Genomic DNA, 25,381 nt, shown 5'->3' on the forward strand with positions numbered 1-25,381 from the left:
GGTCAGCTGTGGAGCACGCCGGCGCCCAGCAGGCCCAGCAGCGCGACTCCGACGATGACCCGGTAGACGACGAACGCCGTGAAGGTGTGGCCGGCCACGAACTTCAGCAGCCACGCGATGGCCCCGTACGCCACGGCGAACGACACCACGGTCCCGACGACCAGCGGCACGACGTCGATGCTGCCGCCCAGGGCGTCCTTCAGCTCGTACAGCCCGGCGCCGGTCAACGCGGGGATCGACAGGAAGAACGACAACCGCGTCGCGGCGACCCGGTCGAGGCCGCGCAGCAGGCCCGTCGAGATCGTCGCGCCGGATCGCGAGAAGCCTGGGAAGAGCAGCGCCAGGATCTGCGACGAGCCCACGAGCATCGCGTCGGGCAGCGTGACGTCGGCTTCGGCGCGCCTGCCCGTGCCGAAGCGATCCGCGAGCCACATGACCACGCTGCCCCCGATCAGCGAAGCCGCGACGACCCACAGTGAGGCCAAAGGGCCCTTGACCAGCGACTGGAACAGCAATCCGGCGACCACGATCGGAATGGTCGCGAGAATGACCCACCAGGAGAACTTGTAGTCGTGTTCCTGGCGGGCCTCGGCGTTGACGAGCCCCCGGCCCCACGCGCCGGCGAACCGGGCGATGTCGCGGAAGAAGTAGACGAGCACGGCGGCGATCGCGCCGACCTGGATCACCGCCGTGAAGCCGACGACAGACTGGTCGTCGACCGGAATGCCGAGCAGTCCTTCCGCGATCTTCAGGTGGCCCGTGGACGACACGGGCAGGAATTCGGTCAGCCCTTCCACGACGCCGAGGATCACGGACTGGCCGATGTCGATCACGCTCAAGGAGTTGTTCTTTCTGAGGAGGAGGGCGGACACCCGGGTCGTGGGGGGTCGGTCCGGATGTCCGCCCGGTCTGGTGCACAATCCGCAAAGGATCGCACGAGAAGCAGAGTGCCGGGCCTCAGCCTGGCCCGAGTTCGTGGTGGTCGAGCCCTTCGTCGCCGAATCCGTGCACCGCTGCCAGGACGAGCGCCGTGAAGATCAGCGCCACCGCGACCGCGGCGACGAACACCGCCCAGCGACGTCGCCGGCTCACGGCCACCTGTCCTCGGCCGACGAGCGCCGTCGCGTCCGCGCTCAGCTGCCGTCGTGCGGTGGCCAGGATGGGCAGCCACCCGGCGGCCACACCTGGCGGCCTTTCCGATCGAGGGAGGTCGGCGGCGACCGCGTCCAGCTCGTGCCGGAACCGCGCCCCGGCGACGAGCGCCAGGCGGTCGTCCAGCTCCTCGACCGTGATGCGCCCGTCCCCGGCGGCCTGGGCCAGCCGCGACCGGGTCTGTTCGCGTTCTCCGTCCGAGCAGCGGATCGCCCCGGGTGGGGCGCCCTCGCCCGCTGAGACGGGATCAGCCATCGCACGTCCTCGAACTGGTGGTCCGGATTCGTTGCCCTCACGCTATAAGGGCGGACGTTTCCGGCGCGCTAGGGAAAGGTTAACGTCCGGCAAGAACGGTCACGTCCCCCGCGGAACCGGCTGCTCCAAGCGGTAGCCATAGCCCCGCACGGTGGTGATGACGGGCAGCGCGCCGGAGTCCGCCGCGGCGGCGGCCAGCTTGCGCCGGAGGGCGACGATGTGCACGTCCAGCGTCTTCGTCGAGCCGTGCCAGTGCGTGTCCCACACGTCCGCCATCAAGGTGTCCCGGCTGATCGCCGCACCGGGCTCCTGCGCCAAGCGCAGCAGCAGGTCGAACTCCTTGGGGCGCAGGGAAACCTCGTCGCCCGCCAGTACCACGCGGCGGGCGGCGACCTGGACCACCAGCTCCCCCACCCGCAGCGGCATCGCGTTGGACGAATATCCTCGGCGCAGGTGCGCGTGCAACCGCGCCAGCAGTTCCCGCAACCGGATCGGCTTCGTCAGGTAATCGTCGGCGCCGACCTCCAGCCCCACGACGACGTCCATCTCCTGCGTGCGCGCCGTGATCATGATGATCAGCGCGTTCGGCGTGATCACCCGCGCGCGCCGGCACACCTCGATCCCGTCGAGATCCGGCAACCCCAGATCGAGCAGGACGACGTGGTACTCGTCGAGCCGCATCCGGCGCAGCGCGTCACCCCCGGTGTGGGACCACATCACGTCGTAGTCGTGCATCCGCAGGGCCGACTCGAGCAGACTGCCGATCGTTTCGTCGTCTTCTACGAGCAGAACCGCGGCCATGGGGAAATGCTACCGGAATTTCAGGACGCCGATCTCCGGTCACGGAATTTACTTCATTGAGGTGAACGCTAACCATTCGCTAACCTTTCCGCCCGCCGGAACTTCGCGGCCGGCGGGTCGACCGGGCAGACTGCGGTCATGCGCAGACGCATCATTCTGCTCGCCGTCGCCGCCGCGCTGCTGGCGACCAGCCTTTTCGGAATTCCGCTCGCGGTCGGTGTCGCGAGCTACTTCACCCAGGACGAGCGCACCGAACTCGAGCGCACCGCCGACGCCGCGGCCCTGTCGATCGCCGACGACGTGCTCACGCAACGGAGCCTGCCGGAATTTCCGGGGTCCGAAGAGGACACCACCGGGCTCTACAGCCCGGCGGGTGTCCTCCTGACGGGCAGCGGCCCGGCGCAGGCCGATCCCGTCGTGTCACGGGCCCGCGACGGCGCGGTGGCCACCGGCGAGGTCGGCTCGGAACTCGTCGTCGCCGTGCCGATCCTGCAGGACGACCAGCTAAGCGGCATCGTGCGCGCGTCGACGCCCCGCACCGACGGCTACCAGAAGATCGCGCTCTCCTGGCTCGCCATGGCCGGCCTGGCGGCCGCCGCGATCGCCCTGACCTGGCTGCTCGCCGCACGCCTGGCCGCCCGCGTCGCCGGCCCGATCGAGCACCTGTCGGCGGCGGCGGGCCGCCTGGGGGACGGTGACTTCAGCGTCCGCGCCCCGGTCAGCGGCATCGGCGAGATCGACCAGCTGGGCGGCGCCCTGGACCAGGCGGCAGCCCGGATCGCCGACGCACTGAACCGCCAGCGCGCCCTGGCGGCCGACGCCTCGCACCAGCTGCGCACCCCGCTGGCCGGCCTGCGCCTCCAACTGGAGTCGGCCCTCGACCCACCCGGGCAGGACCTCGAAGCGGCCGTGGCGGCCGCGATCGCCACCACGGACCGGCTGGAGACGACGATCGACGACCTAGTCACCCTCGCCACCCGGCCGCCAGAGAACCGTGGGGTGATCGAGCCGGACGCGCTGCTGCGCGACGTCGTGGCCGGCTGGCGGAACCTGCTCGCCACCCAGGGACGGCGGCTGGTCGTGTCCGCCGAAGCCGCTGGGCGGCCGCGAGCCGCCGAGGCCGCGGTGCGGCAGATCATCGGGGTCCTGCTCGACAACGCCGTCGTCCACGGCCGCGGCACCGTGACGCTCGCGACCCGCGACAGCGCCGACGCGTTCGCGATCGACGTCGCCGACGAAGGACACGGCCCGGCCGAGGGGCCGGATCTGTTCACCCGGGGACACAGCGGCGCCGGTGGCTCCGGGATCGGCCTCGCGCTGGCCCGGGACCTCGCGGAGGCCGAGGGCGGCAGGCTATGGCTCAGCCGGCCCACCCCGACGACGTTCACCCTGTTGCTGCCCCCGGCGCCCGCAGCGCACCGGAGCGCGCCGTGATCGCGAAGAAGTCGCGCTGGTCGGCGGACAGGTAGCGATCCGGCGCCGTGGGCATGCTCGGGACCAGCGTCCGGGGCGCCGAACCCGCGATGTCGGGCCGGAACAGGTTGCAGCTCACCATCCCGCCGTGGATGTCCAGCTCCATCCCGCGGACGACGCCCACGGCCGTCAGCGCGTTCGCCATGGCGGTCAGGGTGAGCTGGTTGCCGGCCACGTAGACGAGCCGGCCTTGTGCGTCGACCCCGATGCCCGAGCGCCAGGTGAACTGGAACTGGTTGCGTGCGCTCCCCCACTGGCCCGCGGGGTTGCCCGACAGCCCGGCGACCGGCTTGCCGCCGTCGACGACCAGTTCCAGATTCTGGCGCACCGCGGCGACCTGCGGAGACATGTGGGCGTCGCGGCCCCACAACGCGACGGTCGCCACGCCCGACCGGTCGACGACCAGGGAGGCCATCCCGTTCTTCAGCGGCTTCCCGAACTGGCCGTCGGCGTAGAACCCGCCGTCGGTATCGCGGAACCTGAACCCGGAGTTGAATGTGGCGAGCAGCGACGGACGGAGCGCGTCCGGCACCTGCGCCTGCTCGGGCCAGCTGCCGCCCGGCTCCTTCGTGCCCGCGATCAGGTGGGTGCCGGTCCACTTCTGGTCGAAGGCGACGATCGCGGCTACCACGCTGGTGTGGTCGGGGTCCGGGCGAAGGAACGTCGTGTAGTCGGCCGCTTGACCGCCGGTCATCCGGGCCCCGGGAACCCACACCCCTTCCCCAGGCGGAGCGCCGGGGAGGGTTGCCAATGGGGCGGGCGCGTTCGCCGAGTCGGTGCCGACGGGAACCGGTACCGGAGCGGGTAAGGCGTCGGTGCTCGGCGCGCTGTTCGCTGGTGGGTGTCTGGTGTAGTACCAGTTCTCGAGCGCGTTCACGACCGGGCCGGCGCCCATCTGCCGCGCCCAGTCCGCGCTCCGGGCAGTGAAGGTCGCCGCTCCGGGTGCGGTGAGCGCCTGAACGTAGGTGACGGCCGGGTAGATGATCAAAATCAGGAACACGACGAGCAACCGCCGCAGTCGTTTCTTACGGCGTTTCACCGGCGGACGAGGAAGATTCGGAGTTCCGGTTCGGCTCGCTGCGTCGCCCATATTTCACGGTAACGACGCCCGGGTTCGCCCCAGTGCAGCGAAGTGCTAAGGAATGGCTAAGAGCCGCTGACCTCGTCGCGCTGTTTGCGGTTCCGGAGGAGTTCGAGGCCGAGCGGAATGAGCGACACGATCACGACGAGCGCGATGATCGGCAGCAGGTACTGGTCGATCCCGGGGATGCTGGACCCGAGGACGTAGCCGGCCAGCGTGACGCCGATCGACCAGAGCAGGCCGCCGAGGACCTGCCACACCAGGAAAGTACGGGCGGGAACGGCGAGGATGCCGGCGAGCGGGTTCAGGACGGTGCGGACCACCGGGATGAAACGCGCGAGGACGATGGCCTTGGCGTGGCCGTAGCGGCCGAAGAGTTCTTCGGCCCTGGTCAATCCCCGATGCAGGTGCTGGTTGCGGGTCCGGGCCAGCAGAGCGCGACCGCCGCGCCGTCCGATGAGGAATCCGGTCTGCGCGCCCAGGAGCGCGCCCGCGACCGAGGCGATCAGCACCAGGAGCAGCGAAAGGTGCACAGCGGCCGTCGCACTGGTCGTGCAGAACAGGCCCGCGGTGAAGAGCAGGGAGTCGCCGGGCAGGAAGAACCCGATCAGCAGGCCGGTTTCGGCGAACAGGACGAGGAACACCCCGGCCGCGCCGAGGCTCGACAACCAGGACGTCGCGCTCAACGGGTTCATCGGCCGGACCGCCTTCCGCCAGCGTGCTCGCCGGCCACCATCTTCGACACTTACATAGCCTTTCTACACCTATGTAGTTTTCAGTGGCCACGGGCCGATCCCGCTCAGGGCGCCGTCGCGTCACCTCGCAGGGGCGCCAGGGCGCGCTCCCACAGCCGCGCCCGGTGCTTGTCCAGCAGGTGACGGCTGATCAGGTAGACCCCGCCCAGCGCCGCGAGCGCGGCCGATTCCCACAGCACACCGCCGAGCACGGCGGTGAGGAACACCTCGGAGCCGCTCAACGGCGGGGCGACCTGCCGCCCCGCCTGATCCGTCCACACCTGGACGCGTTCCGGGAACACCGGACCAGCTGCGACCTGCACGACACCACCCCGGGACTGCCCGTCCGGCGCATTCCAGACCGCCGTAACCGACGCCAAGTCGGCCGCCGCGGCGCCACCCGTCGTCCGACCGGGCAGGGGGATGTCAAGTCGAAGGGTCGCGCTCACCGGATGGCGCGAGTGGGCTTCCGTGGCCGTCGTGGCCGCAAGCCTGCTGTAGTCGGCAGCAGAGAGCACACTGACGAGCGCGATCGACGCCGCCGCCAGCAGTCCCAGCACGACAATGACCCACGCCTCCAGCCGGTCGGGCGCCCGACCGGACCGGGAGACGATCGGCTTCACCAGCCGAAGGCGTCTCGGTACGCCACCCGATCCCCACACAACCTCATGTCTTCAGCGTGCGTCACCGCCCCGAGCCGGGACACGGCCGTTAACCGCGCCCTTGCCCACCGTTGGCAGATGCTTACCCAGCGACGAGCCGAGACCAGCGACGTCGGCGCGTCGCGTCCGCTTTGTCCGGTCCTAATGTTTCGCTAAATCTTGACCACCGGCTTGGATTTCAGGTGAGCCTTACCTAATGCTGACGAGACCCGTCAGCCACCGGATCGCCAGGGAGTCGTGCGTTGTTGTTCTCCAGCCTCTTGATCGGACTGCGGGAAGGTCTCGAGGCCGCGCTCGTCGTGAGCATCCTCGTCGCCTTCCTGGTCAAGACCGATCGGCGCTCGGCGTTGCGCTGGGTGTGGCCCGGGGTGGCCGTCGCCGTGCTGCTCTCGATCGCCGTGGGCGCGCTCCTCACCTACACCACCGCGCACCTGACGTTCGAGCACCAGGAGCTGGTAGGCGGCGTCCTGTCCATCGTGGCCGTCGCCTTCGTCACGGCGATGATCTTCTGGATGCGTACCGCCGCCCGGCACATCTCCGCCGAGCTGCGCGGGAAGATGGAGAACGCACTGAAGCTCGGTCCGGCCGCCATCGCACTCGTGTCGTTCCTGTCCGTCGGACGGGAAGGCCTGGAGACCTCGGTCTTCTTCTACGCCTCGGTCCAGACCGCACAGGGCGACACCGCCCTGCCGTTGCTGGGTTTCAGCATCGGGATCGTCCTCTCGGTCGCGCTTGCCTGGCTGCTCTACCGCGGCGCGCTCCGGTTCGACCTCGGGAAGTTCTTCAAGATCACCGGCATCCTCCTGGTGTTCGTCGCCGCCGGCGTGCTCGGCTACGGCCTGCACGACCTGCAGGAAGGCGGCTTCCTCCCCGGTCTGTCCACTTTGGCCTTCGACGCCTCCGGTGTGCTGCCCGAGACGTCCTGGTACGGCACGCTGCTCAAGGGCATCTTCAACTATTCCCAGCAGACGACTGCGCTGCAGGCGATCGCGTGGGTGGCCTACGTCGCGATCGTCCTGCCCCTGTTCCTGCGGCCCGCGCGGAGCAAGAACCCCAGTATCCCGGCCACGGCCGAAGCGAAGGAGTGACCTTGTCGACAGCCCTGCGGACCGGTGCGGCGCTGGCCCTCGTGGCCCTCGTCTCCGCGTGCGACGTCCAGCCCCAGCCGACTGGACCGAACGCCGCCGGTGGGCCGATCACCGTGACCGCCTCGGACACGGCGTGCCAGGTGTCCGCGAACACCGCGCCGGCCGGCAACGTGACCTTCCAGATCGCCAACCAGGGCAGCAAGGTCACCGAGTTCTACCTCTACGGCGAAGGCGACCGGATCATGGGCGAGGTGGAGAACATCGCCCCCGGCCTGACCCGGCGGCTGATCGTGGAAGTGGCGGCCGGCGGCACCTACCAGACGGCGTGCAAGCCGGGCATGGCCGACGCGGGCATCCGGGGCACGTTCACCGTCACCGGCGGCGCGGCCAAGGGCACCGACGCCAACACCCGGCTGGCCGACGCCGCCCGTGGCTACGCGGGTTACGTCTCCAGCCAGACGACCGCGTTCGCCGACGAGACCCGCAAGTTCGCCGATGCGATCAAGGCGAAAGACGTCACCGCGGCCAAGGCCCAGTACGCCCGCGCCCGGATCTCCTACGAACGGATCGAACCCGTCGCGGCCAAGTTCGGCGACCTCGACCCCGCCATCGACGTCCGCGAAGCCGACTTGCGGCCCGGCCAGAAGTTCACCGGCTTCCACCGCCTCGAGAAAGACCTGTGGGTCACCGGCCTGCAGCCGGACTCCCCCGCGATCGCCGACCAGCTCGTCACCGACGTTACGACACTCGACCAGAAGGCGGCAGCGCTCCAGTTGAGTGCGCTCGACCTCGCCAACGGCGCCAAGAGCCTGCTCGACGAAGTGGCCACCAAAAAGATCACGGGCGAGGAAGAGTCTTTCTCCCACACCGATCTCTCGGACTTCCAGGCCAACGTCGACGGCTCCAAGGGTGCCATCCAGGCCCTGCGTCCCGTGTTGGCCGAGCGCAATCCCCCGTTGGTGTCGGATCTGGACGGCCGGTTCGCCGACGTGCAGAAGCTGCTCGACGCACAGCGTGCCGGGGACACCTACAAGCTCTACACCGAGCTCTCACCGGACCAGGTCAAGCAATTCGCCTCCGCGGTCGACGCGTTGTCCGAACCGCTGAGCAGGGTCGCGGAGGTCGTCGCGAGGTAGGCGCGCTTGGTGAAACGCGCGCTAACCTCCCGATAACCTGGGGTTTGGTATACCGGTGCGGCACGACCGTGCGGCGTCCGGTGTGCCCGTCTACTTGAGTCCACAATAGACGTTCGTGCGCAAATCCGTCTGAACCACTCAGGTTTCTCCTCCGTGTGCCGTGGTGAGGTGGCGACCTGAGAGGAGGGGCTGATGCCCCACTTGCGTACGTCCGGACGACACCGCAAACCGGCGACGATCGGACTCGTCGCCCTGCTGGGAGTGGCCGGGGCGACCGCAACGGCGATCGCCCTGAGCAGTCCGGCGAGCAACGCGGCGACCGAGAACTGCACCGCACTCGACACGGCGATGCAGAACAACCTGAGTTTCATCGCGAGCCAGCAGGCGGCGCCGGACGCCCAGTCCGCGGCCCGCATCGCCAACCGCGAGGCGGTGGTCGGCCAGATCCAGCAGCAGCGGCAGGCTGCGGGGTGTCCGGGGAAGGTAGCGGCGAGCCAGGCGGTGGTCGACTGCGCGGCGGTCGCCGGAGCCGCCGACGGCACCGTGCTCGCCGACCGAAACGGGGTGGCCGGTCAGGCTGACGGAGCCGCCCAGAACGACATGACCGGCAAGAACGGCGCCGCAAACAAGAACGGCATGGCCCACAAAAACGGGATGGCGAACCAGAAGGGCACGGCGGCCGGCAGCGGTACGGCCCACCAGCAGGGCATGAGCAACCAGGCCGGGGCGGCCGACCAGAACGGGGCGGCTCAGAACGGTATGGCCGGGCAACAGGACGCGGCGGGTCAGAACCAAGCAGCCGACCAGGCCGCCGCCGCGAAGCAGGCCTGCACGGTCGTCCAGCAGTGCGTGGCCCAGCAAGCCACGGCCGCGGACGCCAACGGCATGGCGCAGCAGAACGCGATGACCGGCCAAGCCGGAGCTGCAGCCCAGAACGGCATGGCTGATCAGAACGGCGCGGCGGCCGGCACCAGCACAGTCGATCAGCAGGGCATGAACAACCAGAACGGCATGGCCGGTCAGCAGGGCATGGCGAACCAGACCCAGGCGGCCGACCAGAACGGGATGGCTCCGAACGGCACCGCCGACCCGAGCGCGGCGGCCGACCCGAATGCGACGACCGATCCGAACGCGGCGACCGCCCAGGACGCGACAGCCGGCCTGGACTGCTCGGCCGTCCTGGACTGCGTCGCCCAGGCCGACCCCAACGCGGCGACCGCCCAGCAGGGCATGGCCACCGGCCAGGCCGGGGCGGCCGGCCAGAACGGGGGCGCCGGACAGAACGGGAAGGCGAAGCACAAGGTGAAGGCCGAGGACAACGCCGGTCAGCAGGCCACGGACCAGGCAGCGGCAGATCAGGCGGCGACCGTCGCAGCCGGCTGCGACGCCACGGCGGCCACTGGCTCCCAGGCGACCGGTGCGCAGGCCACCGACACCCAGGGCGCCCAGTCCACGGACACCCAGGCGGCCGGTAGCCAGGACTCGGCGGCGAGCAACGTCGTGTGCCCCGGCTCGACCGTCACCCTCTCCGGTGAAGGCGGCACGCCCTCGGCATCCAGCAACCAGTTCCCGGTCGGCACCATGCTCAAGGTCACCAACCTGGACAACGCCAAGTCCATCACGGTCCCGGTGACCTCGACGTCCGGAAGCTGCGCGCTGCTGAACAACTCGGCGTTCGCCAAGATCCACGAACCCGGCAAACAGCTCATCCGCAACGCGAAGATCCAACGGGTCGGCTGACCTCACCGCGGGTGTGCGCCCCCAGCGCACACCCGCGGTCCCTCAACCCAGGGCGGGCAGCACTCGCGTGCCTTCTTCGCGGACCGCCTGCAGTGCCCGGGGATCCAGGCCGAGCAGCCGCAGGATCGTCGGCGCGATCTGCGTTGTCGCCACCGGCGCGGCGATCGTGCGGCTGTCGCGGTCCGGGCCGCTCACCACGAGCGGGACCGCGCGGTCGTCCGGCGCGACGCCGCCGTGCTCGGCGATCTTCTTCGTGCCGCCGGTGTAGACAACGCCGTGCTGCGTGACGCCGAACAGGTCCGGCACCCGGCCGTCGCCGGGCCGCACGCCGAAGTAGCGGGCCGCGTCGGCACCCGCGTACACCGTCTGCAGGCCGGAGCGGGTGAACGCCTTTGCCGCGCCGGTGCTGTCGGTGCCGGTTCCGTTCTGCGCCAGCAGGTACTGCTTCGCGAAGGCCGTCGCGGCCGGTGAGCGGTCGGTCAGCCAGAGCAGCATCGCGTCGTCGTCGGTCGAGTGGACGACCAGGTCCCCGGCGCCGGGGTGGCGGGCCCGCCAGGCCGTGTTGAGACCGTCGAGCAGTTTGGCGTCGTCGACACGGGTCAGCATGCCCGGATCGGTCGGCGATTGGCCGTGCTTGGCGGACAGGATGATCGTCGTGGACCGGTCGAGGTGCTGCCGGCGCAGTTCGACTGCGAACGCGCCGATCCGGCCGTCGACGAAGTCCAGCGCCGAGGTCAGCACCGGTCCGGCCACCGTGCCGCCGGGCAGGTAGCCACCGGGCTGTCCGCCGGACGTCGGCAGCTTCTGCGCGGTGGACACGGACTGGAAGTTGAGACCGAAGACGGCGGGAGTACCGGTGCGGTGGGTGCCGCTGTGGTCGTATCCGTCGATCTCGTTCAGCACGGCCTGGGCCTTGTAGCCGTCGTACTGCTGGGTGGCGGCGTTGTCGGTGGTCCAGTCGCCGGTTCCGGCCGCGCTGTTGATCTCCGGGGTGAACAGGTCCTGCACGCCGGTGCCCGACGGGCCGTTCAGGATCTCGTAGGCCGGATGCTTGTCCGACCAGGCCGTCCGCAACCCAGCCTGGCGGGCCACCTCGAACACGGTGTTGACCTGCAGGTACTGGTGCGGCGGCACCGGGCGGCAGGTGCGCGGGTCGACCGGCAGGCCACTCTGGTTCAGCAGGGTCTGCGGGGTGCCGGTCATGCCCAGCACGGACGCGGGCAGGCCGGACAGGCCCTGTCCGGCGTCAAGCCGGGTCTGGTCGCGGTCGAGGTTTTCGGTGAGGTCGATCTGCGCCCCCGGTTTCACCCCGGCACACGAGGTCGTGCCCGCGGGAAGCAACGCGTGGTTGTAGGTGGCGTCGTAGTAGATGCCGGTGGTGGCCGGGTCGCCGCCCGTGAGCTGGCCGATCAGGCCGGGGAACGAGTCGGACGGCACCGGCGTGCGCGCGCCGGTGTACGACGTCCCGCGGGCCAGCAGGCCCGCCAGCGCCGAGCGCGGGTGCCGGGCGGCGTACGCGGTCAGGTCGGCCTGGTGCAGGCCGTCGACGGAGACGAGCAGGACGTGGCGGGGGCCGGCGGGGCCGTCCGACGCCGACGCGACGGGCACGGCGGTGAGCAAGCCCAGCGCGGCGAGCGCGGCCGGGATGCGGATCCGGTTCGGGGACAAGGGTTTCCTCCTCGACGCGCCCCGGGCAGGGCGTCTCCACAATCCCACGCCACCGAACCTGCCGCGAAGAGACCACGGCACGAACAGCCGGTGAACACAGCGGCAGCGTCTGTCCACTGTAGACAGATTTGGGCGCACGACGGCCCGCCGCGGCAGCATCTATCCATTTCGGACATTCCCGGTCGCGCCGACCATCGGGTCCACGAGTTCGCCGCCAGCTTAAACTACGTGCGTGTAGAATTTCCAGTAGCGACCGCAGAGCCGGAATTGGGGTGGGAACAGCACTGTGATCACCTTCGGGCCTGCCCTGGTGGCGGTGCTGGTCCTGCTCACCACGGCCGGGGCCGCCATCGTCCGCTGGGGTGAGCTGGGCCAGGGGCGGGCGGTGCTGATCGCCGCCGTCCGCGCGGTCGCGCAGCTGGCCCTCGTGTCACTGGTGATCACCGCGATCCTGCGCTCGAACCCGCTGACCGGCCTGTTCGTGCTGCTCATGTTCGGCATCGCCGCGGCGACGTCCGCGCGCCGCGCCGGCGGCTGGGCCAACCTGCCGTGGACGGCCCTCGCGATCGCCGCCGGTGTCGCACCGGTGCTGGCGCTGGTCCTCGGCGCCGGCGTCGTCCCGCTGCGCCCGATCGCGGTCGTGCCGATCGCCGGCATCGTGATCGGCGGCGCGATGACGGCGACGTCGCAGGCCGCGCGGCGGGCGCTGGACGAACTCGAAGCCCGCCACGGCGAGTACGAAGCCGCACTCGCCCTCGGGTTCATGCCCCGCCCGGCCGCGCTGGAGATCTGCCGCCCGAGCGCCGGCCACGCCCTGATCCCGGCGCTCGACCAGACCCGCACGGTCGGCCTGGTGACCCTGCCCGGCGCGTACGTCGGGGTGCTGCTGGGCGGTGCGGGCCCGCTCCAGGCGGGCACGACGCAGGTGCTCGTCCTGATCGGGCTGCTGGCCGCGGAGGCCGTGTCGATCCTGGTGACCGTGCAGCTCGTCGCCGCCGGGAAACTCACCGACCGGGCGTACGCCTTCCGGCGTACGCGCTACGCCGGAAGTCGCACCCCGGGCCCGCGCGGATCGCCCGCCAGGCTGTCGCTCCGCCGCCGGGCCCGGTCCTAGGCTCCGCCCACGCCACGCCCGAGAGGACGAGAACGCCCATGATCGAAGCACGTGCCGTGTCCAAACGCTACGGTGACAAGAAGGCCGTGGACGACCTCACGTTCACGGTGAAACCCGGCGTGGTGACCGGGTTCCTCGGTCCCAACGGCGCCGGGAAGTCCACCACCATCCGGATGATCATGGGCCTGGACGCGCCCACCTCCGGCTCGGTCACGGTCAACGGCAAGCCCTACCGTCAACACGCCGCGCCGCTGCACGAAGTCGGCGCGCTCTTGGAGGCCAAGGCCGTCCACACCGGACGGTCCGCCTACAACCACCTGCTCGCTCTCGCGCTGAGCACCGGCATCCCGCGCCGGCGGGTCGACGAGGTGATCGACCTCGTCGGGTTGCACGAGGTCGCCCGCAAGCGCGTCGGCGGGTTCTCCCTCGGCATGGGCCAGCGCCTCGGCGTCGCCGCCGCGCTGCTCGGTGATCCCGCGACCCTGGTGCTCGACGAACCGGTCAACGGGCTCGACCCGCAGGGCATCCTTTGGATCCGCACCCTGCTGCGCGGCCTCGCCGCCGAGGGTCGCACCGTCTTCGTCTCCTCGCACCTGATGAGCGAAATGGCCCTGACCGCCGAGCACCTGATCGTGATCGGCAAGGGCAAGCTCATCGCCGACACTTCGGTCGAAGAGTTCATCCGGCGCGCCTCGAGCCGGGTCGTGCGGGTGCGCACCCCGGAAGCCACCCGGCTGCGGGACCTGCTCACCGGGCCCGACGTCGGCGTCACCAGCCTGGCCCCCGAACTGCTCGAAGTCAGCGGACTCGACGGCGCCGAGATCGGTCGCGTCGCCTGCCGCGAGGCCATCCCGCTCGAAGAGCTCACACCCGTCCAGGCCTCCCTGGAAGAGGCGTTCATGGAACTCACCGACGACGCCCTCGAATACCGGGTCACCCCGGCGGCCCAGGAAAGGTCCGCGTCATGACGACCACCACCGCCCCCGCCGCCACGCCGTCGCCCCACGCGTCGCTGCCGGACGACCTCAAGGTCACCCCGGTGCGGGTGCTCCGCTCGGAGTGGCTGAAGTTCCGCACAGTCCGCTCGTCGCCGCTTGCGGTCGCCGTGACCGTGGTCGGGATGATCGCACTCGGCTGGATCTTCTCGGCCGCCGACGCGAGCCGCTGGCCGGTCATGCGTCCCCAGGCCAAGGCGCACTTCGACCCGACCGACGTCAGCATCCGCGGCTACGTCCTGGCGCAGCTGGTGATCGGTGTGCTGGGTGTGCTCGTCGTCTCCGGCGAATACGGCACCGGGATGATCCGCGCAACCTTCTCCGCCGTGCCGACGAGGACGCCGGTGCTGTGGGCGAAGCTCGTCATCTTCGCCGTCGTGTCGTTCGTCGTCGGCACCGTCAGCTCGTTCGCCGCGTTCCTCGGCGGGCAGGCGTTCCTCAGCTCCCAGCACATCGAAACGACGCTGTCCGCGCCTGGCGTGTTCCGGGCGGTGTTCGGCGTGGGCCTCTACCTCACCGTGGTGGGCATGCTCGGCGTCGCGCTCGGGTGGCTGATCCGGCACACTGCCGGCGCGATCGCCACCTTGTTCGGTCTGCTGCTGGTGCTGCCGGGGATCGCCGACGCGCTGCCGGACAGCTGGGCCCCGCACGTCGTGCCGTACCTGCCGAGCAACGCGGGGCAGGCCTTGATCACGGTGCGCCCGGACGCGGCCATGCTCGCACCGTGGACCGGGTTCGCCGTGTTCTGCGCCTACGTCGCCATCGCGCTCGTGGCCGCGGTCGTCCTGCTCGAGCGCCGCGACGCCTGAGCGGTGGAGAGCGGCAGGGTGAGTGACGCGGGTTCGGCGTGGCCGGTTTCCGAGCACGGCCTGGTCAGCGGGTGGCCCGGGGCCGAGCGGCTGCGCACGTGGGCCCGCCGTCACCCCACCGCCACAGACGTGCTGCTCGCGTGCGCGCTGCTGCCGTTGGCGCTGCTCGTAGAGCACCGCGGGGTGGCGCCGGCAGCCCGTCCGTTGCTGTTCGGGGCCGGTGCGCTGCTGGTGGCGACGCTGGCGTTCCGCCGTCGTTTCCCGCTGGGGGCGGTCACCGCGGCGTGTGTGTTCGCGCTGGTCCAGGGGCTGTTCGGGCCGCCGTTCCCGCCGACCTCCATCGCGGTGCTCGTCGCCGTCTACACCGTCGGGGCGTATTCCGGGCGGCGGCGGGCGCTGACGGCGCTGGCGGTCCTCGGCGTGCTGATCGCGATCGTGGTGTTCCGCGGCGACGAGCTCGCCGAGTCCGCCGCCCGGTTCGTGTTCGCCTCCGCGGTGGTCACTGCCGCGTTCGTGCTCGGGGTGAACGTGCGGATGCGGCGGGTGTACCTGGTGTCGCTGCGGGACCGGGCGCTGCGGGCCGAACGCGAGCGCGACCAGCAGTCGCAGATCGCGGCGGCGCGCGAACGGGCGACCATCGCCCGGGAGATGCACGACATCGTCGCGCACAACCTCTCGGTGATGATCGCCCTGGCCGACGGCGCCGCCTACGCCGCCCGAACGGACGCGGCCGCCGCGGAAACCGCGTCGCTGCACGTCTCCTCGACCGGGCGGCAGGCCCTCGACGAGATGCACCGGCTGCTGGGCGTGATGCGCAGCACCGGCGGCGACAGCCCCCGCGCGCCGCAGCCCGGCGTTGCCCAGATCGACGAGCTCGTCACCCAGGTGCGCACCACCGGTCTCCCCACCTCCTGGACGATCACCGGCGAGCGGTTCACCCTCTCCCCCACCGCCGGGCTCGCGCTCTACCGCGTCGCCCAGGAAGCGCTCACCAACGTGCTCAAACACGCCATTCGGCCGTCGGCCGCGCACATCCGCCTGAGCTACACCGACCCGACGATCACCCTCGAGATCGACGACGACGGCGCCGGTCGTCGTGGCACCGCCGGCCCGGTGGCCGGGCACGGGCTCAGCGGCATGCGCGAACGCGTCGGCGTCTTCGGCGGCGAGGTCACCGCCGGCCCGCGGCCCGGCGGCGGCTGGCGGGTCACGGCCCGGCTCGAACCCGGGTACGCCGGATCGGCGGCCGGCGCGTGATCAGCATCCTGCTCGTGGACGATGAACCCTTGCTGCGCCTGGGTTTCCGGCTGGTCCTGGAGTCGCAGCCGGACTTCACCGTCGTCGGCGAGGCCGCCGACGGCGCGGCCGCGATCAGCCGCACGGCCGAGCTCGACCCCGACGTCGTCGTGATGGACGTGCGCATGCCCGGGATGGACGGGATCGAAGCGACCCGCGAGATCGTCCGCGCGCACGGCCGGTCCCGGGTGCTGATCCTGACCACTTTCGACGTCGACGAGTACGCCTTTCCGGGCCTCAAGGCGGGCGCCAGCGGGTTCCTGCTGAAGAACGTCCCGCCCGAGGACCTGATCTCCTCGATCAGGGCGGTGGCCGGCGGCGACGCGGTGGTCGCGCCGAGCGTGACCCGGCGGCTGCTGGACGCCATGGCCGCCCGGCTCCCCGACCGCGGCCCGGCCGGGGACGCCCCGCTCACCGGACACGGTCTCGAACGGCTCACCGAACGCGAACTCGAAGTCCTTCGCAAGCTCGCCCGCGGGCGTTCCAACGCCGAGATCGCCGACGAACTGGTCCTGTCGGAGGCGACGGTGAAGACCCATGTCGGGCGCATCCTCAACAAGCTCGAACTCCGCGACCGCGTCCAGGCTGTGGTGCTGGCCTATGACGTCGGCCTGGTGCGGCCGGCGTGACCGCGGCGCCACGCGTCGGCCGTGAACCCGAGGACGCACACGACCGGCGACACCACGGCGACCGCGCGGAGACAACGCACGGGAACGCCCGGCTTCGGGGTCACGGTCATCCCGGGCGGAGGGTCGGGCGCCCGGAACCGCAGGGTTTTCGTCATGTGTCGCCAGTGGAAGATCTCCTTCCACACGAGGTACCAGCTGATCGGCCACACCACCAGCGCGACGGTCCGCAGCATCCTCATCCTGCGAGGTTAACGCGGCTTAGCCCGTCGCGAACCGGTCGCTGACCGCTGTCGCCCTAGCTTGGCGTCGTGGCCATCCCGTCGTCGACCGAGCGAGACACCGTCCTCGGCGTGCGGCTGCCGGTCTTGACGGCGGCGCTCGCGGCGCTGGTGTTCGTGGCCCTGCTCGTGTCGGCGAGTGATGCGCTGCCCTGGGCCAGGGGGTTCGACCTCGACGTCCACACGTGGCTGGTCGCGCACCGGTCCGCGGCGCTCGCCTCCGTAGCTGCGGTGATCACGTCGACGGCGTCCTCGGCGTTCGCCGCGCCTCTGGTGTTCATCGTCGCTGCCGTGCTCACCAGGGGAAACCTCCGTGCCCGGCTCGTCCGCGCCGGACTCGTCATCGCCGTGATGCTGTCCGCTGTGCTGTGCCGTTTCGGGATTTCCGAGCTGATCGCCCGGCCACGTCCGCCCACCGCGGATTGGGTCGTCCAGGCCGGCGGCCTGTCCTTCCCGTCCGGCCACACTTCCGACGGCGCCCTCGCCGCGGGCCTGATCGCCTGGCTCGTCGTACGCCGGTTCACCGGCCGCGTCACGGCACGGGTGGTGTGGCCGATCGCCGCCGCGTATGCCCTGCTGATCGCCTGGACCCGCGTCTACCTCGGTGTGCACTGGCCCACCGATGTCTTCGGCAGCTTGGCGTTCGTGACGGCCTGGCTGTCCGGCTCACTCGTGTTGCAGCGGCTCGAAGAGCGCGAGAAGAGCCCCTGATGCAGAAAGGTCGTCATGACTCCAACCACCACAACCCCGCATCGCCATCGCGGCGGTCGCGGCGTCGGTGCTCACCGCCTGCGCCAGAACCCCGGCCCCCACACCAAATCCGGCATCGGGGACAACCTCGGGGAGTGAACCGGCCAGTGGCACCACGGCGACGGAGGTCAACCCCGCCGGTGACATCCCCGACAACCAGGCCTACGTGCCCTTCACCCCGCCCGGCGGCGGCTTCAGCGTCAAGATCCCGGAGGGCTGGGCCTCCTCGGCCGCGGGCGCGACGACGACCTTCACCGACAAGCTGAACCAGGTCCAGGTGACGTCGTCGCGCGCGGTGCGGCCGCGCCGACGACGGCGTCGGTGACCGCGACGGACGTCCCTGCGCTGAAGGCCACGGCCCCGAACTTCGCGATGGGCAAGGTCTCGACGGTCTCCCGCGCCGCCGGCCAGGCGACTCTCCTGACCTACCAGGGTGACTCGGCGCCGAACCCCGTCACCGGGACGGTCGTCCGCGACGCGTTCGAGCACTACAGCTTCTTCCAAGCCGGGATCCACGTCGACCTGACGCTCTCGGGTCCGACCAACGCCGACAACGTCGACCCCTGGCGTACCGTCACCGACTCCCTGAGCTGGTCGTGATGTCCGGCTGGGCCACCCCGGCGCTGAACGCCCGCGAGCTCTACCGCTTCTTCCGCACTGGCGACGACGAAACGCTGGCCCTGCGCGGAGCTTCACTCACCGTCGCCCGCGGCGAGACCGTCGCGGTCGTCGGACCGTCGGGCTCGGGAAAGTCGACGCTGCTGGCCTGCCTGGCCGGACTGGACGAGCCGGCGGGCGGCAGTGTCGAAGTCGCCGGCGAACGGATCAGCCACCGCCCCGAGGCGGTCCGCGCCAAGATCCGCGCGCACCGGATCGGGGTGCTGCTGCAGTCCCGCAACCTGCTGCCCCACCTCGACGTGCGCGGAAACATCCGGCTGGCCCGGCGGGCGTGGCGCCACAGCGGTTTCCGCCCCTCGGTGGACGAACTGCTGGACCGGGTCGGGCTCGGCGACCGCGGACGGGCGACGCCCGCGCAGCTCTCCGGCGGCGAACTCGCCCGGGCCGGTCTCGCCGTCGCGCTGGCCAACAACCCCGACGTGCTGCTCGCCGACGAGCCGACCGGGGAACTCGACGGGTACACCGAGGAACAGGTTCTCGAATTGCTCCGCGACCACGCCGACCAGGGTGCGGGCCTGCTGATCGTCACCCACAGCGCCGAAGTCGTGGCAATCGCCGACCGGGTCGTCACGATCCAGGACGGCGCGGTGGCGCCGTGACGGCCGAAGCGCTCGTCGTCTGTGCCGACGTGGCCCGCACGTTCGGCACCGGGGACGCCGCAGTCGTCGCCGTGCACGGTTCCAGCTGCAGTGTCCACAGTGGATCGCGGATCGCCGTCGCCGGGCCGTCCGGCTCGGGGTAGTCGACGCTGCTGCACCTGATGGCCGGGATGGAGCGCCCCACCCGCGGCACCGTCGAGTGGCCGGGGCTCGACCCGGCCCGGCCGCGCACCAGCGACATCGGCGTCGTCTTCCAGAGCCCCAGCCTCGTCCCGGCCCTGGACGTCCGCGAGAACGCGGGCCTGCCGCTGGTCATCGCCGGCGCCGACGACCCCGAACGAGCCCAGCGCATGTCCGAGGCGCTCGCCCTGGTCGGCGTCGACGACCTGGCCGACAAGCTGCCCGAGGAGATCTCGGGTGGCCAAGCCCAGCGGGTGGCGGTCGCCCGGGTGCTCGCGCAACGACCGCGGCTGCTGCTCGCCGACGAACTCACCGGGCAGCTCGACCGCGCCGCCGGACAGCGGCTGCTCGACGCCCTGCTGGCCGCGACCGAGCACCTGGGCGCCGCCCTCGTCGTCACCACCCACGACCGGGCCGTCATCGAACGGCTGGAGACCCAGTGGACCATGCACGAAGGCAGGCTCCGCACCACCACAGACCGGACGGTGACGTCGTGACCGGGCTGTGGCTGGGCGGGCTGCTGCGCCGCCGCACGGGCCGGCTGCTGGCCACCGCCACCGGCATCGCCCTCGCCGTCGCGCTGATCGGCGCCCTGGGTTCGTTCCTCGCTTCCTCGCAGGCCACGATAACCGCCCGCGCGCTGCGGTCGGTCGCCGTCGCCTGGCAGATCGAGGTGCAGGCCGGTGGCGACGCCGGAGCCGTGCTGAGCCGGTTGCAGAGCCTGCCGGGCACCGCGGCGGTCCGCACTGTCCACGTCGCGCGCACCAGCGGGCTGCTGGCCACCACCGGCGGCACCACCCAGACCACCGGCCCCGGCGTCATCCTCGGCATCGCGCCCGGTTACGCGGCCGACTTCCCGGACCAGATCCGGCAGCTCAGCGGCTCCCCCGACGGCGTGCTCATCGCACAGCAGACCGCGTCGAACCTGCACGTGCGACCCGGCGACCAGGTCACGATCGGTCTTCCTGGCGCCGCACCGGTCACCGTCGCCGGTGTCGTCGACCTCCCGCAGGCCGACTCGCTCTTCCAGAAGGTCGGCGCGCCCGCGCAGATGCAGCCGTCCGCGCCGCCGGGACAACGTCCTCCTCCTGCCCGACGACACCTTCGCGGCGTTGACGAGCCGAAGCGCACCGGTCACCCAGTTCCACGTCGCCCGCGACGCGCCCGCGTCGCAGGACCCCGCCGTCGCGTACCAGGACGAGATCGCCGCCACCCACAACTTCGAAGCCCAGGTCGCCGGTGCCGTGCTGGTCGGCAACAACGTCGGCGCCGCCCTCGACGCCGCCCGCGGAGACGCAGCCTACGCGCAGATGCTGTTCCTGTTCCTCGGCCTTCCTGGCGTCGTCCTCGCCGCGCTGCTGACCAGCGCGCTCGTCCAGGCCGGCGCGGACCGGCGACGCGCCGAGCAGGCCCTCCTGCGCACCCGCGGACACACACCGCGGACGGTCATCGGCATCGCGGTCACCGAAGCCGCCTTCGTCGCGGTGCTCGGCGGTGCGCTGGGACTGGCGATCGCGGCGGTCGCCGGCCGGCTCGCCTTCGGTCCGGCCCCGGAAGGCCGGACCGCCGCGGCCACGGCCTGGTGGTATGCGATCGCCTTCGCCGCCGGGCTGCTGATCACCACCCTCACCGTGCTGGTCCCGGCCGTCTCGGACCTGCGTCACGGAACCGTTTCCCAGGCGCGGCAGGTGATCGGTGCCCACCGCTCGCCGTGGTGGGCCAAGGCGGGCCTCGACGTCCTGCTCATCGCGGCCGCGCTGGTCGTGTTCTGGGCGTCGGGCAGCAACGACTACTCGCTCGTGCTGGCCCCGGAAGGCGTGCCGTCCATCTCGGTGTCCTACTGGGCGTTCCTCGGCCCGGCGCTGCTGTGGCTCGGAGCCGCGGCGTTGCTGTGGCGACTCACCACAATCGTGCTCCGGCACGGCCGGGTCCCGCTGCGGCGGATCCTGCGGCCGCTGGCCGGCCGGCTGGCCCTACCCGGCACGGCCGGGATCGCCCGGCAACGCCGGCCACTCGCCCGCGCGATCGTCCTGCTCGCGCTGGCGTTGTCGTTCGCCGCGTCGACGGCGGTGTTCAACAGCACCTACCAGCAGCAGGCCGAAGCCGACGCCCAGCTGACCAACGGCGCCGACGTAGCCGTCACCGAACCACCCGCCGCCCAGGTCTCCCCCGCCGCTGGCGCACAGCTGCAGAGCGTTCCCGGCGCCCGGCACGTCGAGCCGGTCCAGCACCGGTTCGCCTACGTCGGGGCGGATCTGCAGGACCTCTACGGTGTCCGCCCCGGCAGCATCCGGGACGTCACCGCCCTGCAGGACACGTACTTCCAGGGCGGCACCGCCGCGGAGCTGATGGCTACACTCGCACGTCAACCGGACGCCATCCTCGTCAGCGCCGAAACGGTCAAGGACTTCCAGCTCAACCCCGGCGACCTGATCAACCTCCGCGTCCAGGACGCCCGGACCAAGGCGCTGCGCACGGTGCCGTTCCGCTACGCCGGGATCGTCAAGGAGTTCCCCACCGCGCCCAAGGACAGCTTCTTCGTGGCCAACGCGGCCTACCTCGCGCAGGCCACCGGCTCAAACGCCGTCGGCGCGTTCCTCGTCGACACCGTCGGCAGCAACCAGTCCGGGGTGGCCGACGCCCTGCGCGCCCGGCTCGGCACCACGGCGGCCGTCACCGACATCACGCAGAGCCGCGCGCACTTCGGCTCGAGTCTCACCTCGGTCAACCTGTCCGGGCTCACCCGCCTGGAACTGGCGTTCGCGGTCCTGATCGCCGCAGGCGCCGGCGGGATGGTGCTGGCCGTCGGGCTGGCCGAACGACGCCGCGGCCTCGCGATCATGGCGGTGCTCGGCGCGCGGCGCCGGCACCTGCGCGGGCTCGTCCTCGGCGAGGGGCTCGTGCTGATCGCCGGTGGCCTGCTCGGCGGGGCGATCATCGCGTGGGGCGTCTCGCAGATGCTCGTCAAGGTCCTGACGGGCGTGTTCGACCCGCCGCCGTCGTCGATCGCCGTGCCATGGACCTACCTGGTGGCGACGGTCGCGGCGGTGGTCGTCGCCGTGGTGGTCGCCGCCGTGACCAGCGCCCACGCGTCCACCCGACCCTCGGTGGAGGAACTACGCGACCTGTGACTCACTCGATCGTGGCGCGAAACTTTGCCATTCGCTCACTTCGCATTGGCGAGGCGTGAACCCGGTTCTCGTTACCGTGCGCCCAGCCGCACTCCAACCCTGCGAGACCATCGAGATTGCGAGCCCATGACCTCAGTACGAACCTCTTTGCCCAGCCGCACCTTTCTGAACAAAGTGCCGGAAGTCACGCTCTACTTCTGGCTCATCAAGGTGCTGTGCACCACCGTCGGCGAGACAGCGGCCGACTTCCTGAACGTCGACCTGGGTTTCGGGCTGAGCGGAGTTTCCCTCGTCACCGGTGCGCTCCTGGTTGTCGCGTTGGTCTTCCAGTTCCGCGCGACCCGCTACATCGCTGGGTTGTACTGGCTGACCGTCGCGATCGTGAGCGTGTTCGGCACCCTGGTCACCGACAACCTGACCGACAACGTCGGCCTGCCGCTGGAAGCGAGCACCCTCGTGTTCGGCGTCCTGCTGGCCGTGACCTTCGTGGTCTGGTACGCATCCGAGAAGACGTTGTCCATCCATTCGATCGTCACCCGGCGCCGGGAAACGTTCTACTGGCTGGCGATCCTGTTCACCTTTGCCCTCGGCACGGCGACCGGCGACCTCATGGCCGAGGTACTCGGACTCGGTTACCTGGTCACCGGGGCCATCGTCGTGGCGCTGATCGCCGTCACCGCGATCGCCTGGCGGCTCGGCTTGCACCCGGTGCTCGCGTTCTGGTTCATTTACGTCCTGACCCGGCCGCTCGGTGCGTCGCTCGGCGACTACCTGTCCCAGCCCTCGAGCCTGGGCGGGCTGGGCCTGGGCGCGACGGTGACCAGCCTGATCTTCGTCGCGGCGATCATCGTGACCGTCGTCTACCTGTCGGCCACGAAGGCCGACGTCGTGTCCGGCGACACCACCGCTCCTGTCGACGAACCGGTCCGGGGCGGGATGTGGCAGACGACCGTGTTCCTTGCGGTGATCCTCGTCGCCGGGGGCGTCGGCTACACCCTGCGCACCGCGGCCCTGCAGGGCGACAGCTCGCCGCAGGTGCCGGTCGCCTTGCCGCCGGTGCCCGGCGGCGGTCCGGCGCAGCCCGTGCCGGTCCGCACCTCGCCGCTCGGTGACCTGTCGATGTTCCGCGGCATCACCCAGGACACCCTGAACCTGCTCGACGGCGGCAACCAGGCGGGTGCGACGAACCGCGTCGACGACCTCGAAATCCAGTGGGACAACGCCGAAGCCCGGTTGAAGCCCAAGGACAAGGCCGAGTGGACGAAGGTCGACGGCAGGATCGACAAGGTCCTGCGCGCACTCCGAGCGACGAGCCCGGATCAGGCCGCTGAAAAGGACGCCCTCACCGCGTTGCTCGCGACCCTCGGCTGAGCCCGCCGGTTCACGGCTTTTCCACCGCAGCGCCCGCTTTCGCCCAGGTGGCGCGCAGGTCCGTCAGATAGGTCTCGGCCTGCGCGCCGGGCTTCGTGCCGCGCGCGAACGCCTTCATGTTGCCCGGCCCGGCGTTGTAGCCCAGCGCGAGCAGTTCGTCGGTGGTGAACTGGCCGCTGTGTTTCGCAGGCAGCTGAGCGGCCAGGTCGTGCAAGTACCAGGCTTCGGCCTGAATGGCGAGATCAGGGTCGTCGGGCAGTTCCTGCCAGTCGCGGCCGGCGAACGGCCGGCCGCGGCGGCTCTGCTCGTACGTCGCGCGGTGCATGTTCGCCACCCCGAACGCGGCGTCCGGCTTGAGGTTCTGCCAGGCGCGCTCGAGCTGCGGATCGTGCGGCTTGTAGTCCTCGTTGTAGAGGATGGCCAGCACCAGCTGCGGATCGACGCCCGCCTCCCGGGCGCGGGCGATGACCTGCGGCGCGAACTTCGCCGGATCGGGATTCACCGTGCCGGCCTCGGCGGACGGGCTCGTGGCGGGCGCGGAAGAGCTCGCGGGCGCGGCCGCGCTGGTCGACGTCGCAGGAGCGCCGGCCACCGGGGCCGGGGCGCACCCCGCGGTGGCCAGCGCCAGCACACACGCGGCCGCGAGAACACGATACGGCCGCATGCGTCCCGCCTTCCGTCGGTCTTCTCCCCACTCTAGGCCGTCAGCCGGCGTTCTTGTTGGCCTGCAGCGCGAACTCCGTGGTGAAGGTCTTGGCGAGGTCCACGTTGTGCCCCTTGACGTTGGGGTCGAACGCGGACAGCACGTTCAGCACCGTCTGCGGACCGCCCTCGGGCATGATGCCGTCCGCGGTGTAGATGCCCTTCTCGTCGGCCAGCGCCTTGACGTAGGCGGCGCGGCCGACGCCGGTGTAGTACTCCGGCGGCATCTGGTCGGTGATTTGGTCGGCGCTGCTCTTGGCGATGAACTTCATCGTCTTGACGAACGCGTTGGCCAGCTTCTGCACGACGTCCTTGTGCGCGTCCACATAGGACGTCTGCATGTACAGCGCCGACGCCGGGTAGACCCCGCCCAGCGCCTTGCTCGCACCCGCGGCCGTGCGCATGTCGATGAGCACCTTCGCCTGCCCGGTGTTCAGCAGCGCGGAGATCGTCGGCTCGGTGGTCATCCCGCAGTCGATGGACTTGTGCTGCATCGCCGCGATGAACGTGTTCCCGGCCTCGACGGCGACCGACTTGACGTCGGCGGCCTGCAGCCCGTTGCGCACCGCGAGGTACTTGGTGAGGAAGTTCGTCGACGACCCGAGCCCGGTCACCCCGAGGTTGCGCCCCTTCCAATCGGCGGGCGAATGGATCTGGTCCGCGACGTCGCTGCGGCACAGCACGACCTCGCCCGGCACCTGCAGCAGTTGCACCACCGACTCGGCCAACTTGCGCTTGCCCTGCAGGTCGATCGTGTGGTCGTAGAACCCGACCACGCCGTCGACCTGGCCGGCGAGCATGGCCGTCTCGGCGTCGACGCCGGCCGGTTCGTCGGAGAGCTGGACGTCGAGGCCCTGCTCCTTGAAGTACCCGAGCCGTTCGGTGAGCTTCGCCGGCAAGTAGATCTGCTTGTTGGCGCCGCCGACCATCAGCTTGACCACCGTCTGGCCCTGCGCGTTCGACGGCGCCGCGGCCGGGGTGGACGAGCCACCGCAACCGGCGAGGACCAGGCACGACGCCGCCGCCAATGCGGCCGTGACGAGCGGTTTCATGGTGAAG

At 70.9% G+C, this 25,381-nt stretch carries 27 protein-coding genes and 1 pseudogene; 18 read left to right on the forward strand and 10 right to left on the reverse strand.

Annotated elements, in window-relative coordinates; genetic code table 11:
• Positions 1-2: 2 nt before the first annotated feature.
• The 3 genes from OHS18_RS12820 to OHS18_RS12830 all read right to left on the reverse strand — a co-directional run bounded on the left by OHS18_RS12820 (position 3) and on the right by OHS18_RS12830 (position 2,208).
• Positions 3-833 carry an undecaprenyl-diphosphate phosphatase gene (locus tag OHS18_RS12820; RefSeq protein WP_328618516.1) on the reverse strand — a complete coding sequence of 277 codons (831 nt, stop codon included), beginning with the start codon at positions 831-833 and terminating at the stop codon, positions 3-5.
• Positions 834-957: 124 nt separating this feature from the next.
• Positions 958-1,407, reverse strand: coding sequence for a DUF1707 SHOCT-like domain-containing protein (locus OHS18_RS12825; protein WP_328617130.1), 450 nt, complete (start codon positions 1,405-1,407; stop codon positions 958-960).
• Between the two features lie 99 nt (positions 1,408-1,506).
• Entirely contained in the window at positions 1,507-2,208 is a 702-nt protein-coding gene (locus tag OHS18_RS12830; RefSeq protein ID WP_328617131.1) for a response regulator transcription factor, read from the reverse strand.
• 138 nt (positions 2,209-2,346) lie between these two features.
• Between OHS18_RS12830 and OHS18_RS12835 the strand changes: the two genes are divergently transcribed.
• Positions 2,347-3,642 carry a HAMP domain-containing sensor histidine kinase gene (locus OHS18_RS12835; protein WP_328617132.1) on the forward strand — a complete coding sequence of 432 codons (1,296 nt, stop codon included), beginning with the start codon at positions 2,347-2,349 and terminating at the stop codon, positions 3,640-3,642.
• Here OHS18_RS12835 and OHS18_RS12840 read toward each other — a convergent pair.
• From OHS18_RS12840 to OHS18_RS48535, 3 genes are all read right to left on the reverse strand, one after another.
• On the reverse strand, positions 3,593-4,375 hold the full coding sequence (locus OHS18_RS12840; RefSeq protein WP_328617133.1) for a phosphodiester glycosidase family protein: 783 nt from the start codon (positions 4,373-4,375) through the stop codon (positions 3,593-3,595). The genes OHS18_RS12835 and OHS18_RS12840 overlap by 50 nt on opposite strands.
• A 452-nt stretch (positions 4,376-4,827) precedes the next feature.
• Positions 4,828-5,457, reverse strand: coding sequence for a DedA family protein (locus OHS18_RS12845; RefSeq protein WP_328617134.1), 630 nt, complete (start codon positions 5,455-5,457; stop codon positions 4,828-4,830).
• A gap of 104 nt (positions 5,458-5,561) precedes the next feature.
• A complete protein-coding gene (locus OHS18_RS48535) occupies positions 5,562-6,158 on the reverse strand; it encodes an Rv1733c family protein (protein WP_442875371.1) in 597 nt (198 codons plus the stop codon).
• 242 nt (positions 6,159-6,400) lie between these two features.
• Here OHS18_RS48535 and efeU point away from each other — a divergent pair, with 242 nt between their 5' ends.
• The 3 genes from efeU to OHS18_RS12865 all read left to right on the forward strand — a co-directional run bounded on the left by efeU (position 6,401) and on the right by OHS18_RS12865 (position 10,122).
• Positions 6,401-7,246, forward strand: coding sequence for an iron uptake transporter permease EfeU (gene efeU, locus OHS18_RS12855; protein ID WP_328617136.1), 846 nt, complete (start codon positions 6,401-6,403; stop codon positions 7,244-7,246).
• The gene (gene efeO / locus OHS18_RS12860; RefSeq protein ID WP_442875372.1) at positions 7,243-8,382 is read left to right on the forward strand and encodes an iron uptake system protein EfeO; all 1,140 of its coding nucleotides are present in this window, start codon (positions 7,243-7,245) and stop codon (positions 8,380-8,382) included. Before efeU ends, efeO begins: the two co-directional genes overlap by 4 nt.
• 192 nt (positions 8,383-8,574) lie before the next feature.
• Positions 8,575-10,122, forward strand: a complete 1,548-nt coding sequence (locus OHS18_RS12865) for a hypothetical protein (protein ID WP_328617137.1) — start codon at positions 8,575-8,577, stop codon at positions 10,120-10,122.
• Positions 10,123-10,164: 42 nt separating this feature from the next.
• On the opposite strand, the gene OHS18_RS12870 is transcribed toward OHS18_RS12865, so the two are convergent.
• Positions 10,165-11,790 carry an alkaline phosphatase family protein gene (locus OHS18_RS12870; protein WP_328617138.1) on the reverse strand — a complete coding sequence of 542 codons (1,626 nt, stop codon included), beginning with the start codon at positions 11,788-11,790 and terminating at the stop codon, positions 10,165-10,167.
• Positions 11,791-12,076: 286 nt separating this feature from the next.
• Between OHS18_RS12870 and OHS18_RS12875 the strand changes: the two genes are divergently transcribed.
• From OHS18_RS12875 to OHS18_RS12895, 5 genes are read left to right on the forward strand one after another with little or no spacing between them, the layout of a single operon-like run.
• The gene (locus OHS18_RS12875) at positions 12,077-12,904 is read left to right on the forward strand and encodes an ABC transporter permease (protein ID WP_328617139.1); all 828 of its coding nucleotides are present in this window, start codon (positions 12,077-12,079) and stop codon (positions 12,902-12,904) included.
• A gap of 38 nt (positions 12,905-12,942) precedes the next feature.
• On the forward strand, positions 12,943-13,872 hold the full coding sequence (locus OHS18_RS12880) for an ABC transporter ATP-binding protein (RefSeq protein WP_328617140.1): 930 nt from the start codon (positions 12,943-12,945) through the stop codon (positions 13,870-13,872).
• The gene (locus OHS18_RS12885; RefSeq protein ID WP_328617141.1) at positions 13,869-14,708 is read left to right on the forward strand and encodes an ABC transporter permease subunit; all 840 of its coding nucleotides are present in this window, start codon (positions 13,869-13,871) and stop codon (positions 14,706-14,708) included. Before OHS18_RS12880 ends, OHS18_RS12885 begins: the two co-directional genes overlap by 4 nt.
• Before the next feature lie 18 nt (positions 14,709-14,726).
• Positions 14,727-15,965 carry a sensor histidine kinase gene (locus OHS18_RS12890; RefSeq protein ID WP_328617142.1) on the forward strand — a complete coding sequence of 413 codons (1,239 nt, stop codon included), beginning with the start codon at positions 14,727-14,729 and terminating at the stop codon, positions 15,963-15,965.
• A complete protein-coding gene (locus OHS18_RS12895; RefSeq protein ID WP_328617143.1) occupies positions 15,962-16,633 on the forward strand; it encodes a response regulator transcription factor in 672 nt (223 codons plus the stop codon). Before OHS18_RS12890 ends, OHS18_RS12895 begins: the two co-directional genes overlap by 4 nt.
• Here the strand turns inward: OHS18_RS12895 and OHS18_RS12900 are convergent.
• Positions 16,603-16,872: a hypothetical protein gene (locus tag OHS18_RS12900; RefSeq protein ID WP_328617144.1), complete on the reverse strand. Its 270-nt coding sequence runs from the start codon at positions 16,870-16,872 to the stop codon at positions 16,603-16,605. The two genes, OHS18_RS12895 and OHS18_RS12900, sit on opposite strands and share 31 nt — an antisense overlap.
• Positions 16,873-16,941: 69 nt before the next feature.
• Between OHS18_RS12900 and OHS18_RS12905 the strand changes: the two genes are divergently transcribed.
• The 9 genes and pseudogenes from OHS18_RS12905 (at position 16,942) to OHS18_RS12945 (ending at position 23,620) form a co-directional block, all read left to right on the forward strand.
• A complete protein-coding gene (locus OHS18_RS12905) occupies positions 16,942-17,622 on the forward strand; it encodes a phosphatase PAP2 family protein (RefSeq protein WP_328617145.1) in 681 nt (226 codons plus the stop codon).
• Positions 17,623-17,827: 205 nt separating this feature from the next.
• A complete protein-coding gene (locus tag OHS18_RS12910; RefSeq protein ID WP_328617146.1) occupies positions 17,828-17,986 on the forward strand; it encodes a hypothetical protein in 159 nt (52 codons plus the stop codon).
• Positions 17,983-18,261 carry a hypothetical protein gene (locus OHS18_RS12915; protein ID WP_328617147.1) on the forward strand — a complete coding sequence of 93 codons (279 nt, stop codon included), beginning with the start codon at positions 17,983-17,985 and terminating at the stop codon, positions 18,259-18,261. The genes OHS18_RS12910 and OHS18_RS12915 overlap by 4 nt, the downstream gene beginning before the upstream one ends.
• Positions 18,261-18,938 carry an ABC transporter ATP-binding protein gene (locus OHS18_RS12920; RefSeq protein WP_328617148.1) on the forward strand — a complete coding sequence of 226 codons (678 nt, stop codon included), beginning with the start codon at positions 18,261-18,263 and terminating at the stop codon, positions 18,936-18,938. The genes OHS18_RS12915 and OHS18_RS12920 overlap by 1 nt, the downstream gene beginning before the upstream one ends.
• Positions 18,935-19,081, forward strand: a complete 147-nt coding sequence (locus tag OHS18_RS12925; RefSeq protein ID WP_328617149.1) for a hypothetical protein — start codon at positions 18,935-18,937, stop codon at positions 19,079-19,081. The genes OHS18_RS12920 and OHS18_RS12925 overlap by 4 nt, the downstream gene beginning before the upstream one ends.
• 9 nt (positions 19,082-19,090) lie before the next feature.
• Positions 19,091-19,615, forward strand: coding sequence for an ABC transporter ATP-binding protein (locus OHS18_RS12930; RefSeq protein ID WP_328618518.1), 525 nt, complete (start codon positions 19,091-19,093; stop codon positions 19,613-19,615).
• Positions 19,612-20,088, forward strand: a pseudogene (locus OHS18_RS12935) (ABC transporter permease); the annotation flags it as partial. The gene OHS18_RS12930 and the pseudogene OHS18_RS12935, both read left to right, overlap by 4 nt.
• 142 nt (positions 20,089-20,230) lie before the next feature.
• On the forward strand, positions 20,231-22,249 hold the full coding sequence (locus tag OHS18_RS12940) for an ABC transporter permease (RefSeq protein WP_328617150.1): 2,019 nt from the start codon (positions 20,231-20,233) through the stop codon (positions 22,247-22,249).
• Between the two features lie 174 nt (positions 22,250-22,423).
• Entirely contained in the window at positions 22,424-23,620 is a 1,197-nt protein-coding gene (locus OHS18_RS12945; RefSeq protein WP_328617151.1) for a COG4705 family protein, read from the forward strand.
• A gap of 10 nt (positions 23,621-23,630) precedes the next feature.
• Here OHS18_RS12945 and OHS18_RS12950 read toward each other — a convergent pair whose 3' ends face one another.
• Together OHS18_RS12950 and OHS18_RS12955 are read right to left on the reverse strand one after the other, a co-directional pair.
• Positions 23,631-24,284 carry a transglycosylase SLT domain-containing protein gene (locus OHS18_RS12950; RefSeq protein WP_328617152.1) on the reverse strand — a complete coding sequence of 218 codons (654 nt, stop codon included), beginning with the start codon at positions 24,282-24,284 and terminating at the stop codon, positions 23,631-23,633.
• Positions 24,285-24,324: 40 nt separating this feature from the next.
• Entirely contained in the window at positions 24,325-25,374 is a 1,050-nt protein-coding gene (locus tag OHS18_RS12955) for an ABC transporter substrate-binding protein (protein WP_328617153.1), read from the reverse strand.
• Positions 25,375-25,381: the final 7 nt, after the last annotated feature.

This window comes from Amycolatopsis sp. NBC_00355, from assembly GCF_036104975.1.
Classification (GTDB): Bacteria; Actinomycetota; Actinomycetes; order Mycobacteriales; family Pseudonocardiaceae; genus Amycolatopsis.